The organism is Flavivirga spongiicola (genome assembly GCF_030540825.1).
Lineage (GTDB): Bacteria > Bacteroidota > Bacteroidia > Flavobacteriales > Flavobacteriaceae > Flavivirga > Flavivirga spongiicola.
In genome coordinates, this window is the sequence record NZ_JAUOEO010000001.1 from 3,043,514 (window position 1) to 3,058,368 (window position 14,855).

Below are 14,855 nucleotides of genomic sequence, written 5' to 3' on the forward strand. Positions count from 1 at the left end.
TAAAGAGGCTGGATTCTTTGGTTTTAACTTAGAATTCGGTCTCTTTTGTTTATTAATAAAACGGGACTTGTAAAACCTTTTATTAAAACGTATTATTGCAAAAACTATAATAGCCCATGAGCGTTTTACAAACATTACAAGAAAGAAGCAACAATACCTGCGAATTATGTACTTCAAAGGAAGGTTTAAAACAATATACCATCCCGCCATCATTAAACGAAAATGTGGCTAACGATGTGTTGGTTTGTAAAACCTGTTTAGACCAAATTGAAGGTCAGGTAGATATGGATGCAAATCATTGGAGATGTTTAAACGATAGTATGTGGAGTGAGCATGTTGCTGTACAGATTATGGCTTGGAGAATGCTTCAAAGATTGCGTAATGAAGGCTGGCCAAAAGATTTGTTAGACATGATGTATTTAGATGGTGAAGCTTTGGCTTTGGCACGCGCAACGGGCGAACATGAAGATGCTGCTAACAAGATTATTCATAGAGATGTTAATGGTGTTATTTTAGAATCAGGGGATTCTGTAGTTTTAGTAAAAGATTTAAAGGTTAAGGGGGCTAGTATGGTCGCTAAACAAGGTACTGCTGTTAGAAATATTCGTTTAGATCGTGAGAATGCAGAATATATTGAAGGTAAAGTTGGTGCACAACAAATTGTAATTATTACCAAATACGTAAAGAAATTATAATACTTTGGTGCTGAAACATTTAATTGCGGTTAGGCTTTCTGTTATTAAAAAAAATAATTTATAAGCTCATACTGAATTTGTTTTTGCATATCATAAAATCAGTAAATTAATTTATGAGACCCTGAAATAAGTTCAGGGAAGATGTTCACCCTAAATCTAAATTTTCAATATCCAGACGCATATTAATCATATGTTTTTTAAATCCTACTTTTTCATAGGCTTTAATAGCGGAGATATTATCATCATAAACATCTAGCCTGATTTCAAAAATATTTCGTGTTTTACACCATTTTAGTAAGGCATCAACAATCATTTTGTTTAGACGTTTACCTCTATGCGTTTCAGAAACAAACATAAAACCTAAATAACCTTGATATGCATGTTTTAAATAATGTCTGTCAGTTTTAATTTTGGCATATCCTGATGCAACTATTTCGCCATTAGATTCAGCAACAAATATATCAGAGCTGTCACTTGTTATTAACTCACTTATATCATAATAATTAATATAGCCTTCTTTTATGGTAGGATCGAAGGGACGTTCTGCAATAATGACTCCCTGTTCAAATTCTAATAAAACAGGCAAATCATTTAAGGTCGCTTTTCTAATAATTATAGACATGATTTAGCTAGAGGTGTCGGCAATAATTTTCCACTTGCCATTAATTCTTTTAAAAATAATCATGAAAATACCATCAGCATTTCCAACTTCACGTTTTAAATGGTATTCTCCCATAACATAATAAGCGCCTTCAGCTATTTTAGTAATAGCATTTATTTTAAAATTTAATTTTCCTGTATGATCCTTAGTAGGGTAGGCCCTTTTGTATCTGTCTAAAGTGTTTTCCCAGCCATGAGTTATACCATTGCTACCATAAAACTTTAGCGAATCACTTTTCCAATAACTTTCCATAAATTCTTCAATATTATTATCAGACCAGGCAAGACGCTGTTTTTTTAATACTTTAAGAATAGCTTTTTTGTCGCTCTCTTCAGAAGCTTGAGAATAACCATTAAAAATAGATACTAAGCAAAGTAATAATACTAATTTTTTCATTATTGATTAATTAAAACGTTTTGTAAAGGTAAAAGTAACGAAATCTGATATTAATATGGTTACTTGACGATGAAATTGACACAGAATATTTTTTCATCTAAAGTTGGAATCGATTGATCGAAAAAATAACATTTTAACTTTTAATTTACATACATTTGTTTCGTTATCAGTCGATTAGTCGTCCTCAGATCTGTCATTGAAACCATTTAAAATATTATGATTATGGATTTAAAAATTTCAAGCTGCAACAATTTTTTTAAAATTAAAGGCATTCTAAACAGAAATAGTTTGGAAGTGTTTCAAAATGAATTCAAAAACATCTTTGAAAAAGTAAATAATCTTACCATTAGCATTCAAGATGTAGAAAGTATGGATCGCTATGGTGTTAATGCCTTAGCTGCACTTCATAATGAGGCCATCGAAAAAAATAAAAACTTAGCGATTATAGGTTTAGGGTGTAAAGATTTATATAATCATTTTAAAGCGGAAAACGCTGCATAGATAGAATCAGAAGGCGTTTTTTTGATGTTTGAAAAAAGCATCAGCTTGGAGTTGCATAAGTTCTCTCGCTTTTTTGCGCTTATAAGTATAAAATTCGTCTTCTTTTTCTATGTCATTATAAATACGGTCGTTAATAGCATAGTCTGTTTTTAATAAAGCTTCTCTTTGGTTTTTATTTTGAAGTACATTAGTTTTAACAGCCGTTTCCTGATCTTCCAACTTAAAGTCGTAAACGCTTTTTGAAGATAATAGTTTTGCAATAATAGGGGACGTTTCAATAGCTAAAAACAACAAGAATATAAAAAAGGAAGGTAACCATGGTAACTTTCCTAATGCATTTACACGTGCCATTAACCCGTCAAAATTATTGATGATGGGCTGCGTGGTTACAATTTGGGCTTCATAATCACCTTTAAGTGCTGCTATTTGAGTTTCAGCAGCAGTGATTTTAGCTTTATTCTCAGCTTTTAATAGTTGCAATTCGGCTAACAGGGCATCATGTTTCTCTCTTTTTTCTTTATATACAGGGCCTTTGCCTAATAATTTAGTGCCGGCAGTTCCTTCGGCTTCAGAAATATAAGTATCGTATAATGCGTTTACTTCAGCTTCTTTATTATCTATATCATTTTGTAAACTAGTTATGTCACTTTGGAGCGCAACAATAGTAGGAGTGAATTGTTCTGCAATCTGAGTTTTATTGGCTAATGTTAGTTCGTTCTTTTGTTCTAACAGTACTTGATTAATTTCTTTTTCAAAAATCTTTAACTCCAGAGGTTTAGAAATAACAATGGCAATAATAACGGCTAAAATTATTCTAGGAGATGCCTGTATGAGTTCGTCGGTAATATTTCCGGTTTTTTTTATGGTAGAAACAATATATCTGTCTAAATTAAAGATAAGTAACCCCCATATAAAGCCAAAAGCAATGGCAATAAATAGATTATCAAAAACAGTATAAAGAGCATAACTAGCAGCAATAAAAGCCATAACCGCTGTAAAGAAAACAGTAGCACCAATACCAGCATATTTGTTTTGCTCACCTTTAGAACATTGCTCTAAAATATCGGTGTCCGAGCCCGAGCAGATAATAAAAAATTGCTTTAACATCATGTGATTTATTTTGATTGATTGACTATTAGAACGCAAAGCCTATGAATTTGTTACATGATTTTATAAAAAAGATCCTGTCAGATTATTAAAATCTGACAGGATTATAATTAGTCATTCTTCTATGAAGTTAACCCTATATTGTATTCAATAGTTTAAACTATGTTAGTTTTTGCGTTCTTTCTTTTTAATTGACTTATTTTTAGACGCATCAATTTCTACACCATTAGCAATGACTATAAAAGAAGAATTTTGATATTCATCACTATTTGCTACGTCAAAAAAAGCTTCTCCATAAGTTAACTCCACTTTGCGAGTTTGCCCTTTTATAAATTTAAGAGGATATTTTAACTTTGAATCTGAATCTAAGAAAACTTTTGTTCCGTCAGATAGTACTATTTCAAATTGTTTGTCAGAGGGTGTGGTTAAATAATTGAATTGTTGTTGGGGAACCTCAACAATTTTAGCTTTAGAGTTCTTTTTTGCGTGCAGAGCAATTATTTTTTTATAATTTTCTTTTTGTTCTTTAGTCGCATTTTTATGAGGCGGAGGTGGAGGTGGAAGTACTTCTATTGTCTCTATAATTTTAGGAGCAGGTGCAACTGGAGGAGGAGGAGGGAAGACAGGTAAAGGTTCTGCTTTTTTACGTTGTTCTACAGACATAATTCGATATAGATAATTTATACGCTTAACTTCTTTGTTTTTTATATTAACATTACCCTGAGACATGGCATTATACTTCTTGGCTAACTTGTTATATTCTGCTATTTGTTTTGGAGTAGCTTTTTTTTGTTTGTTGGTAAATGAAGGGAGCTTGTTAAAATTAACTTTCAAAACCTTTAGGTCTCTTAAAATGTTTTTAACCTTATTTATTACATCATTTGGAGTATTAGTATAAGTTTTTATTTCGACTTCAGGTTTTTTGTTTTTTTCTGTTGTGAGTTTTTTTAAATAACTTTTTAGATTTTCAATTTTACAAACATGGCTATTTACTAAAAGTTCTCCTTTGAGATTTATTGATATTTGAATTTTGTTTGTTTTTTGGTGTTGTACTTTTTTTGGCGTTGAAACACCTGTTATAATTTCCTCTTTTTTAGTTTGAACGTATATACTATCTGCGGTAAATTGTGTGCCTTTTAAATATTCATCATTATCTTTGTCAAACTTGTTTTCATCTAAGGAAATAGAATTAGCCTGAATTAAAGAAATTTGAAGTTTGGATTTTTTTACTTCATTTTTAATTTGTTGAAGAAATTCATTTGTAAGATGCCCATCAATATTAATAAAAACGGATGCCTTAATAGGCTTGTTGTTAGAAGGAGTACTGCTTAGTTCTATCAGTTTTTTCGATAGAGAATTAAAATCAATTAATTCGTCATTAATAAATATTTTATGGTGTTTATCAATAAAAATCTTTATCTCATTTTTTGAAATTGTATTTTGATTTTCAATGTTATTTGGTACTTGCTTTTCAACAATTTTTTTCTCACTAAAACCATAAATTAAAATGGCAAGCATAGGCAGAATAATAAGCCCTCTTAACCAGAAGGCTCGTTTTGATGTTTGTGTTTTCATAACTGTGAATCGTTTTTTGATTAATGAATAATTGATGGCATTTGCTAATGTTGGTTCGTTAGCATGTGATGAGAATGCTAATAAGGTTTGTTTGTATTGTATAACATTGATACCTTTATTTATAACGGTTTGGTCTGCTAAAAACTCATGATTAAGCTTAATGTCTTTTTTTATTAAATAGATAAGTGGATTAAACCAAAAAGCAATTTGTAGCAGTTCTATAATTATAATGTCTAATGCATGTTTTTGTCTGGCGTGGGTTTGTTCGTGTAATAAAACTTCATTAGGTATTAGGTTGTGTTCGTACTTGTTTTTATTTAAAAATATGTAATTAAAAAAGGTATGTGGCGGTATTAGATCTTGTAATAAGACATTGGTAAACGAGTGATATTTATGTTTCGGGTTTGCTTTTATTTTGTGCAAAATAGTTTTTAGGTTTAAGCTAAACCTAAAACTGAAAAGTACGACACCAATAAAATAAACAATCCATAATACTGTGGAGATATAATCTTGCCATGTTGTTGTGGTTTTTGAAGTAAATGCCTCAGTAGTTGTAAACTCTAAAGGTGGAATAAGAACAAAATCTTGGGTAGGAGCAACTTCAATATATTGTGTAAAGGTTATAAATGGAATAACAATTGATGCAAACAAAGCAGCCAAAAGATAAAACCTTTTAAAGACATGCATGCTTTCTTTTTCAAGGAATGACTTGTAAAAAACTATAAAGACAACTAAGCAAACACTAGATTTTAATATGAGCAATAACATAATTACTTCTTTTTTATTTCTGAATCAATTAATGTTTTTAAATGTTCTAATTCTTCCTTGGTTAGATTGGTTTCTTTAGTAAAAAATGATGCAAATTGAGAAGCACTATCATTAAAAAAATTTTTAATTAAACCATTAACATGTTTGGAGAAATAATCTTTCTTTTTAACTAAAGGGTAATATTCGCGAGATTTTCCAAACAAATTATAAGAAATAAAGCCTTTGTCTGTCATACGCTTTAAAAGCGTTGCCACTGTTGTAGTTGCCGGTTTTGGTTCTGGATAAACTTCTAACAAATCTTTCATAAAAGCTTTTTCAAGCTTCCATAAATAATTCATTAAATCCTCTTCAGTTTTTGATAGTTGCATGTTCTACAATGTTAGAATTTATTCTACAAATGTAGAGTTAATATTTTTATTCTACAAGTGTAGAGTTAAAAAAATGTGTTTAAGAACTAGCTTTTTTTGATCGAATACTTTCTATAATAACTGTAGAGAGAATGACAAGTCCGCCAAAAAAAGTATTCCAAGTAGGTATTTCGTTTAAGAAAATGAATGCAATAATGATCCCTAAAATGGGTTGTGTACTACTAATAATACTTGCGGTACTCACTGTAAAATGTTTTAGGCTATTAACTAACATAGTATGTCCTACAGCAGTTGTTATAACTGCTAAAATAATAACATAAGGAAATTGAGTAGACATTCCTGAGGTATCCATGAAAAATAAAATAGGAGATAGAACAATGCTAATTATTCCTATTTGATATAACATAATGGATGTCCCATTATAGTTGCTAATTAGTTGTTTTGATATAATATTGCGTAGTGCGTAGAATAATGCAGAAGAGAGCCCAAAAAGAAGTCCTTTAACATGAGAGCTTTCTAGATTAAATTCCGGAGCTAATATGTAGATGCCTATTAAAACCTGAAGTCCTAGTAGAATATAAATAGGATCGAATTTAACTTTAATAAATAAAGGCTCTAAAAAAGCAGTAATTATAGGGTATACAAATAAAGAAAGCATGCCTATAGCGACATTAGAGAGTTTTAAGGCATAAAAATAAGTAATCCAATGTGCTGCTAAAAAAAGAGCGCTTATTATAAAGGAAAAGATTTCTTTCTTGGACTTAAGTTTTAAGCTTATTTTTTTATATCTACAAAAACCATATAATAATATGAAGGCCAATATAGAGCGCCACCAAATAATAACTGGAATGGGCATATCTATAAATTTACCTAAAGCACCAGAAGTACTAATAAAAAGAGTTGCTAATAAGAGTAGTAAAAGGTGATTATTATGTTGGTTTTTCATAGCATATTACTCAGTCGTGTAAGCAGATTACAATCCTCTAAATTCATTTGCTTATGAAAATAATCCCTGATTCTTTTTATCCAAAACAGATAGCTTTAAAACGCATTCTACTTTTCGCTTCAAAGGTAAGGAATCCCCAAAAAACTATTTAGATAATTCAGTAAAATATTTATAGAATAAAGGTATGGTTTCGATACCTTTTAAATAATTAAAAATCCCGAAATGTTCGTTTGGAGAATGAATGGCATCGCTATCTAATCCAAAGCCCATAAGTATGGTTTTACTTTTTAGTTCTTGCTCAAAAAGAGACACAATGGGAATGCTACCACCACTACGTTGCGGAATAGGGGTTTTGCCAAAGGTGTCTTGATATGCTTTACTTGCAGCTTGATAACCAATACTATTTATAGGGGTTACATAGCCTTGACCACCATGATGAGGTTTTACTTTTATAGTAACACCTTTAGGAGCTATACTTTCAAAATGGTTTTTGAATAATTGGGTGATGTCTTCCCAGTCTTGGTGTGGTACTAAACGCATTGAGATTTTTGCATAAGCTTTACTTGCAATAACCGTTTTAGCACCTTCTCCAGTGTAACCTCCCCATATACCATTAACATCTAAAGTAGGGCGAATGGAATTACGTTCGTTGGTTGTATACCCGGTTTCACCATAGATATCATTTATATCTAAGGCCTTTTTATAATGATCCAAATTAAATGGTGCTTTTGCCATTTCTGCACGCTCTTCTTTGGATAGCTCTTCTACTTTATCATAAAACCCTGGAATAGTAATATGATTGTTTTCGTCATGAAGTGACGCAATCATTTTGGTTAAAACATTTATTGGGTTAGCCACTGCACCTCCATAAAGGCCGGAATGCAAATCGCGATTAGGCCCTGTGACTTCAACTTCTACATAGCTTAACCCACGTAGACCTGTGGTAATAGATGGTACATCTTGAGCTATCATACCAGTATCAGAAATAAGAATGACGTCGTTTTTTAATTTATCTTGATTGTTTTTTACAAATGTTGCCAAATTAGCGCTACCAACTTCTTCTTCGCCTTCAATCATAAATTTTACATTACACGGTAGCTGGTTCGTGGATGTCATAAATTCCATAGCTTTTACATGCATGTACATTTGACCTTTATCATCGCAAGCACCACGAGCATAAATAGCACCTTCTGGATGTGATTTTGTTTTTTTAATTATGGGCTCAAAAGGAGGCGAGTTCCAAAGATCTAAAGGGTCTGGTGGTTGCACATCGTAATGCCCATAAACCAATATCGTTGGTAGGTTTTTATCAATAATCTTTTCGCCATAAACAACAGGGTATCCATCTGTTTTACAAATTTCAACTATATCACACCCAGCTTCTTCTAAACTAACTTTAATAGCTTCGGCTGTTTTTAAAACATCATTTCTATAAGCAGAATCTGCACTTATAGATGGTATTTTAAGGAGTTCTATTAATTCATTTAGAAAGCGTTCTTTATTTTCTTTTATATAAGATTGAATGTTATTCATTGAAGTGATCGTATAGTTTATTCAAAAATATAAAAAAAGAATGTTTTTAATACTTATTATCTATTTGATTATAAAATGGCATATCAATTTATTTTATAATTAAATTGCCATATCAACTTTGCAATTTAAAAATCTTGTTTATATTTGCAGTCCTTTTGCGGGCGTGGTGGAATTGGTAGACACGCTAGACTTAGGATCTAGTGCCGCGAGGTGTGAGAGTTCGAGTCTCTCCGCCCGCACAAAATTAAAATAAGACGTTTCTTCTGATGAAGGAGCGTTTTTTTATACCATAAAAGTCGGTGGGCGAGAAGTTTATTCTGAGCACAGTTGAAGGGAGTCTCTCTGTCCACACAAAAACCCGAAGTTTTTCTTCGGCTTTTTTTATTCAAAATGAATCTTTTTTACACAGGTACAACATTTTGCTGTTTAGCTACCCATAATTTAGTTTGTGGGTATTTGATATCATTTGTTATTGAATAATATTTCTAAGATCAATTGAGTTGATTTTTTAATGGAAAAACGAATCTTGTTCATCTTCAAAATTCATGTTATAAATTGATTTACGACTTTACTTTCAATTAACTGTCCGCTTTTTTGTTGCAAGTCCAATTTGGGCTTTAAACATGATTTTAAAAAATAGGTCTTCGTGATATTTACCTCTACTGTTTTTATAGAAACATCTAGATTATTAGTTATTCGTTTATTTTTTTCAGCCAATATTTTTTCAGGAAATGTTTTTTAATTATCTATTTTAGCCATTATTATTAATCTATAGTAGTGGCTATTTCTCAACAAAAATCTAATCAAGAGCTAATTGCACGCATAAATAATGGTGAGGAAAGAGCATTTAAAATGTTATATGATCTTTATTGGGACCATTTATTGGTCTCAGCATATAATATTGTTAAGAAAAGAGACGTAGCTGAAGATATTCTTCAAGAGATATTTATTAACCTTTGGACAAAAAGGGGGAGTATAGAAATAAAAACGTCCTTAAAAGGGTACTTGTATTCTTGTGTTTTGTATAAAACATATGATTATTTTAGGAAGAATAAGGGCATATTTACAGAAGGTTTTGTTGATAATTTCAACAAAAGGCTACAAACTTCTAACCCTGAGTCTAAAATGATTCATAAAGAACTGATAGAACACCTTAATACTGCTATAGAAAATCTTCCAGAAAGAAATAGAGAGGTGTTTAAATTGAAAAGAGAAAAACAATTGAGTAATAAAGAAATTGCTCAACTACTTGATATTTCTATTAAAACAGTTGAAGCTCATATGACAAAATCTTTAAGAATTTTAAAGGCTTCAATAAGTAATATTGCCAGTTTAGAACTAATTATTTTTCTATTCTCAGATGTTATACCCTAGTGAGTTAACTAGATAAAATTTTATCAAAAAATATTCTTAAATTAAAAAAAATGAATTTACCGTTAGGGTAGGGATCATTTTTATCGACTTAATTATATCCAGTCATATTTTAATAAAAGAAAATGAGCATAAAAGAGAAAAATGATCTCCTGTTACTAATTGATAAATTATTTAAAGGAGATATATCCGAAAATGAAGTAGAGAACCTTAGTAATTTTTTTAGCAGTCATCAAAAATTGAATGAATGGCCTTTTGAAATTGAAGCCAAAAGTGGCTATAGAGAGGAAATATATTCAAAAATACAATTAGAAATTGCCAAAAGAGATAAGGCTAATACTAAAGTGATACCTTTTTATAAGCGTAGTTTATTGAAATATGCAGCGGCCATTTTAATTTTTGTTTCGGTAGGTTATTTCTTTTTAAATAAAAACCAAACGGTTAATCTTAATACACCTATTATAGTAAACAACAATATTGAAGTTGGAACAGATAAAGCTATTTTAACTTTAGATGATGGTACAGATGTCGCTTTAGAAAAAGGACAGGATTATATCGCTGATAATTTAACTAGTAATGGTGAGGAAATAGTATACCAGCCTACCGGACAGGCAGGTAATAATGTAGCCAACAACCAACAACCAACAACCAAGAACCAAATTGCCTATAACTATTTAACCATCCCAAGAGGAGGACAATATCTTGTAAAGCTATCAGATGGGACACAAGTATGGTTAAATTCTGAATCTCAAATAAAATATCCAATATCATTTCCAGAAGGAGAAACACGAGAAGTAGAATTGGTTTATGGCGAAGCCTATTTTGATGTATCACCTAGTACAGAACATAATGGATCTAAATTTAAAGTATTAACAGGAGCACAAGAAGTGGAGGTATTAGGTACAGAATTTAATATTAAAGCCTATCAAGATGAAGATTTTATTTATACAACCTTAGTTGAAGGTAAAGTACTTGTTAATAATGCCACTAATAATAATGTGTTATCTCCTAATCAACAGAATATTATGAGTAATGTTAATAACGATATGTTATTATTGAATGTTGTCGATATGTATAGTATAACAGCATGGAAAAAAGGCGTATTTAGTTTTAAAGATATGCCTTTAAATAAAATAATGAAAGTATTATCGAGGTGGTACGATACCGAAGTTATTTTTATTAATAAAGATGTGGAAGAAGATAAATTTACCGGTGTACTTGGTAAAGAACAAACCATCGAAGACATATTGTTCACTATCTATAACACCAACAATATTAAATATGAAATAAACAACAAAACCATCATTTTTAGATAAAAAAAAGGGAACGAGGTTCGAATTTCTCACAACACAAACCTTCATTTCCCCTAAAGCGTATTAATCAATTAAATGTTTAACTAATTAACACAAGCAAATTTATGGAAATTAAATTAACTAATGTTCTTTTCTTTTTTAGAAAAAGACTACTAAAAATCATTATGAGGACTTTTATATTCTTATTGTGTACTACTGTTTTTAGCTTTACTCCCGATAATGTTCTATCGCAGAATGCTAAAGTTACCATTGTAGAAGATAAAACCGTTACAGTTGACGAAGTCTTTGATATCATCAAAGAACAAACAGAATATAGATTTATATATAAATCAGATATGTTTAAGAATTTCCCTAAAATATCTTTAAAAAAGGGCATTATAAAAGCAAATCGATTACTGAAGCAAAGTCTTTCAAGCGGAAATTTTAATTTCAATTTTACAACTAAAAATACTATTCTCATTAGAGAGTCTGTCCCTGTTACTTTACAAGAAACAAAAATTTCTGGTCAAATTGTCGATGAAAATGGTATGCCTATACCTGGAATAACGGTTTATGTTACAGATCAGCAACCAAAAGGAGAACGTATAAGCCAAGATTTTTTAGTACGAGGAACTGCCACCGATTTTGATGGTAGCTTCTCTTTACTAGCAGAAGTAGGATACTATTTAGTAACTTCAGGGCTAGGGTATGAATTTTATACGGAACAAATCACAGCAGGTAAAACGGTTTATAATGTTACGTTAAAAGAAAGAGCCAGTGCTTTAGATGAAGTTTTAGTTGTTGGTTATGGAACAACTGTTAAAAAAGACCTTACAGGGTCTGTAGGGTCAGTTAAATCTGAAGATATTCAACAAATTAAAACACAAACTATTGATCAAGCTTTAGTCGGAAAAATTGCAGGTGTTCACGTAACTTCAGGTGGTGGAGCTCCAGGTTCTGGGGCCATTGTTCATATTCGCGGTTTAAGCCAAATAAATGGTGATAATCAACCGCTTTATGTGGTAGATGGTGTTCCTATTACCATCAATCCAAGTTTTAGCGAAGATGGTCTAGGGATTTCAGTATTTGGGGATCGCGAAAACCCATTATTGTCTATTAATCCCAATGAAATAGAGCGTGTAGATGTATTAAAAGATGCATCAGCAGCCGCTATTTATGGGTCTCGCGCAGCTAACGGTGTTGTAATTATAACTACAAAACGTGGTAAACGCAACCAGGCACCACGATTTAATTTTTCATACAATACAACGATACAGAATCCAACAGATAAATTAAACTATCTTAATGCAGAACAATATAGAACTTTTGCAGAAGAATGGGCGCCACAGGAATTAGCTAATGCCCCGTTTCCTCCATTTTTATATCCTGATTTACGCCCAAATGAATACCAAATTGTAAATGACCCTGATAATTATTTTGGTAATGCGAACACAAACTGGCAAGATGAGATCCTAAATAAAAATGCTATTTGGAATCAGTATAACTTTAGTTTGAGTGGAGGATCTGAAAAAACAAATTATTTGGTTTCTGCTACGGTTAACGAGCAGGAAGGACAGTTAATAGGTAACAAATTTTCTAGATATAATTTTCAAACAAATATAGATTCTCAATTAAAAGACAACTTAAAAATTGGAGCTTCTATAAACTACAATTATTCTGTAAATAAGCAATCTGCTGTTAATAATTTAGATCAAGCAAATTTTAGACCAGATCTTGGTGTATTTGATGAAAATGGAGACCATACTTCAATTACAGATTTTTTCGGATTAAATCAAATAAATCCTTTAGGGAATGAAGCAAAAGTAAGAAATAAAGCGATTTCTAAAAACCTTTTCGGTTCTGTTTATGGAGAGCTAAAACTATTAAAAGACCTAAAGTTTAAATCACAACTTAGTATAGGTATAACTAATGATAAAAGTACAATATTTTCACCATCTTTTACCTCTGCAGCTTTGTTTGGTGCATTTTTTGGACCTGGTGGTGCTTCTTTAGCTGTCCAAACAACAGAAATCGTAACAACCAGTTTTAATAATACTTTAAACTATAATACTACTATATCTGAAGATCATAGAATAGATGCTGTTGCGGGAATTTCTTGGGATAGAAATTTTATTAATTTAGAATCGCAAACCTACAATGGTTTCCCAGATGATGAGGTATTAACAAATATACAGTCGGCAAATCAAGTTTCAGAATTTGCTAGTGATGCTACTGAATTTGGTTTAAATTCTTTGTTTGGTCGTATCAATTACAATTATAAAGATAGATATTTACTAACGCTGACTGGAAGATATGACGCTTCTGTAAAATTTGGCCCTGAGAATAGACGTGGTTTTTTCCCATCTGCAGGGTTTGCTTGGAATGTACATAATGAAGAATTTTTTAATAATGATAGTAATGTAATAAGCAACCTTAAATTAAGAGCCACATTAGGGCGTACAGGAGTAGATAACTTGCCTGCTTTTAGTTTTGAGCCTAAATATCTTACATTAGGTAACGGAGACTCATTTTATAACGGTGTTAATGGAATAGCAGTTCCAGATGTCCCTAATCAAGCTATTAAATGGGAATCTACAGATCAGTTGGATTTAGGAGTAGAGTTTGGATTGTTTAACGGACGCTTAAATGGAGAAGTTGTTTATTTTGAGAAAAACACCAGTGGTTTAATTTTACAAACACCTATCGCAGCAGAAACTGGTGATTCTGAATGGAGTGCAAATATTGCAGACGTAACTAATACAGGTTGGGAAATTTCTTTGTACGGCGATGTGATTCGCACCAAGGATTTCACTTGGCATTCTTCATTCAACATTTCTTTTGTAAACAATAATTTAGAAGCTCTAAATGGTGGTTTAATTAGAGCTGGAGGCCTTGCAGAAGGTGAGCCTATTGGGTTTATTAATGGTTATATAGTAGATGGAATTGCACAAACACAGCAAGAAATAGACGCTCTAGATGCCAATGCCCCAAGTGGGACCTACTTTAGCGAAAGAGGAACAGTATTACAACCTGGAGACTATATATATAAAGATATAAGTGGTCCAAATGGTACACCTGACGGGGAAATAACATCTGATGATTTAACCAATATAGGTGATATTAATCCAGATTTTTTTGGCGGATGGAATAACACTTTAACCTATAAGAACTTTAGTTTAAGTCTTAATTTTCAATTTGTTGAAGGTGCTGCCAAAAGATTTGGTCCTATAGAAGGGCTAGGGTTTCCTAGAGCTTTTGAAAATCAGTTAGATTTAGTTTTAGATACTTGGACACCAGATAATACTAATGCAACGTATGCCCGTTTAGGATCGTTTACCCATAGTCCTGATTTTGGGCGAGCAGCAACTTCAAAAGCTGTAGGAGATGCATCTTATATTAAGCTACGTTCAGCATCAATAGGGTATAATTTACCTCAAGATATTATAGCTAAAGTAGGTTTAAGTCGTGCTAGAATATCAATTAGTGGTAATAACTTATTTACCATTTCAGATTATCCAGGTCAAGACCCAGAAAATTCGCCTACAACCCGAGGAGGAGCCACAGTAGACTTGCTAAGTGACAATGGGCTTTCTTACCCGCAAACCAGAACGTTTACATTTGGAGTAGATTTAAGTTTCTAAT

Annotated in this window: 12 protein-coding genes and 1 tRNA gene; 6 read left to right on the forward strand and 7 right to left on the reverse strand. The window is 31.7% G+C overall.

Annotated elements, in window-relative coordinates; genetic code table 11:
• Positions 1-116: 116 nt before the first annotated feature.
• Positions 117-695, forward strand: coding sequence for a PhnA domain-containing protein (locus Q4Q47_RS12190; protein WP_303306933.1), 579 nt, complete (start codon positions 117-119; stop codon positions 693-695).
• Positions 696-840: 145 nt separating this feature from the next.
• Here the strand turns inward: Q4Q47_RS12190 and Q4Q47_RS12195 are convergent, their stop codons facing one another.
• The gene (locus tag Q4Q47_RS12195) at positions 841-1,317 is read right to left on the reverse strand and encodes a GNAT family N-acetyltransferase (RefSeq protein ID WP_303306934.1); all 477 of its coding nucleotides are present in this window, start codon (positions 1,315-1,317) and stop codon (positions 841-843) included.
• Positions 1,318-1,320: 3 nt separating this feature from the next.
• Complete coding sequence (locus Q4Q47_RS12200) at positions 1,321-1,752, reverse strand: YybH family protein (protein WP_303306935.1); 432 nt, start codon at positions 1,750-1,752, stop codon at positions 1,321-1,323.
• A 222-nt stretch (positions 1,753-1,974) separates the two neighbouring features.
• Between Q4Q47_RS12200 and Q4Q47_RS12205 the strand changes: the two genes are divergently transcribed.
• Positions 1,975-2,253 carry a hypothetical protein gene (locus tag Q4Q47_RS12205; protein ID WP_303306936.1) on the forward strand — a complete coding sequence of 93 codons (279 nt, stop codon included), beginning with the start codon at positions 1,975-1,977 and terminating at the stop codon, positions 2,251-2,253.
• Positions 2,254-2,259: 6 nt separating this feature from the next.
• Here Q4Q47_RS12205 and Q4Q47_RS12210 read toward each other — a convergent pair whose 3' ends face one another.
• From Q4Q47_RS12210 to Q4Q47_RS12230, 5 genes are all read right to left on the reverse strand, one after another.
• The gene (locus Q4Q47_RS12210) at positions 2,260-3,360 is read right to left on the reverse strand and encodes a DUF4407 domain-containing protein (protein ID WP_303308470.1); all 1,101 of its coding nucleotides are present in this window, start codon (positions 3,358-3,360) and stop codon (positions 2,260-2,262) included.
• 165 nt (positions 3,361-3,525) lie between these two features.
• Positions 3,526-5,622, reverse strand: coding sequence for a M56 family metallopeptidase (locus Q4Q47_RS12215; protein WP_303306937.1), 2,097 nt, complete (start codon positions 5,620-5,622; stop codon positions 3,526-3,528).
• Positions 5,623-5,705: 83 nt separating this feature from the next.
• The gene (locus Q4Q47_RS12220) at positions 5,706-6,071 is read right to left on the reverse strand and encodes a BlaI/MecI/CopY family transcriptional regulator (protein ID WP_303306938.1); all 366 of its coding nucleotides are present in this window, start codon (positions 6,069-6,071) and stop codon (positions 5,706-5,708) included.
• Between the two features lie 79 nt (positions 6,072-6,150).
• Entirely contained in the window at positions 6,151-7,017 is an 867-nt protein-coding gene (locus tag Q4Q47_RS12225; protein ID WP_303306939.1) for a DMT family transporter, read from the reverse strand.
• A gap of 144 nt (positions 7,018-7,161) precedes the next feature.
• Complete coding sequence (locus tag Q4Q47_RS12230) at positions 7,162-8,550, reverse strand: dipeptidase (RefSeq protein WP_303306940.1); 1,389 nt, start codon at positions 8,548-8,550, stop codon at positions 7,162-7,164.
• 157 nt (positions 8,551-8,707) lie between these two features.
• On the opposite strand from Q4Q47_RS12230, the gene Q4Q47_RS12235 reads away from it, so the two are divergent.
• From Q4Q47_RS12235 to Q4Q47_RS12250, 4 genes are all read left to right on the forward strand, one after another.
• Positions 8,708-8,789 (forward strand) — tRNA-Leu (locus Q4Q47_RS12235).
• Between the two features lie 538 nt (positions 8,790-9,327).
• Positions 9,328-9,924, forward strand: coding sequence for an RNA polymerase sigma-70 factor (locus Q4Q47_RS12240; RefSeq protein WP_303306941.1), 597 nt, complete (start codon positions 9,328-9,330; stop codon positions 9,922-9,924).
• Between the two features lie 122 nt (positions 9,925-10,046).
• Complete coding sequence (locus tag Q4Q47_RS12245; RefSeq protein WP_303306942.1) at positions 10,047-11,237, forward strand: FecR family protein; 1,191 nt, start codon at positions 10,047-10,049, stop codon at positions 11,235-11,237.
• Positions 11,238-11,398: 161 nt separating this feature from the next.
• Positions 11,399-14,854, forward strand: a complete 3,456-nt coding sequence (locus tag Q4Q47_RS12250; protein WP_303306943.1) for a SusC/RagA family TonB-linked outer membrane protein — start codon at positions 11,399-11,401, stop codon at positions 14,852-14,854.
• The last annotated feature ends 1 nt before the right edge of the window (position 14,855 follow it).

Coding starts and splice junctions, on each gene's coding strand:
- Q4Q47_RS12190 (WP_303306933.1), top strand. CDS start 117: ATGAGCGTTTTACAAACATTACAAGAAAGAAGCAACAATACCTGCGAA.
- Q4Q47_RS12195 (WP_303306934.1), bottom strand. CDS start 1,317: ATGTCTATAATTATTAGAAAAGCGACCTTAAATGATTTGCCTGTTTTA.
- Q4Q47_RS12200 (WP_303306935.1), bottom strand. CDS start 1,752: ATGAAAAAATTAGTATTATTACTTTGCTTAGTATCTATTTTTAATGGT.
- Q4Q47_RS12205 (WP_303306936.1), top strand. CDS start 1,975: ATGGATTTAAAAATTTCAAGCTGCAACAATTTTTTTAAAATTAAAGGC.
- Q4Q47_RS12210 (WP_303308470.1), bottom strand. CDS start 3,360: ATGTTAAAGCAATTTTTTATTATCTGCTCGGGCTCGGACACCGATATT.
- Q4Q47_RS12215 (WP_303306937.1), bottom strand. CDS start 5,622: ATGCATGTCTTTAAAAGGTTTTATCTTTTGGCTGCTTTGTTTGCATCA.
- Q4Q47_RS12220 (WP_303306938.1), bottom strand. CDS start 6,071: ATGCAACTATCAAAAACTGAAGAGGATTTAATGAATTATTTATGGAAG.
- Q4Q47_RS12225 (WP_303306939.1), bottom strand. CDS start 7,017: ATGAAAAACCAACATAATAATCACCTTTTACTACTCTTATTAGCAACT.
- Q4Q47_RS12230 (WP_303306940.1), bottom strand. CDS start 8,550: ATGAATAACATTCAATCTTATATAAAAGAAAATAAAGAACGCTTTCTA.
- Q4Q47_RS12245 (WP_303306942.1), top strand. CDS start 10,047: ATGAGCATAAAAGAGAAAAATGATCTCCTGTTACTAATTGATAAATTA.
- Q4Q47_RS12250 (WP_303306943.1), top strand. CDS start 11,399: ATGAGGACTTTTATATTCTTATTGTGTACTACTGTTTTTAGCTTTACT.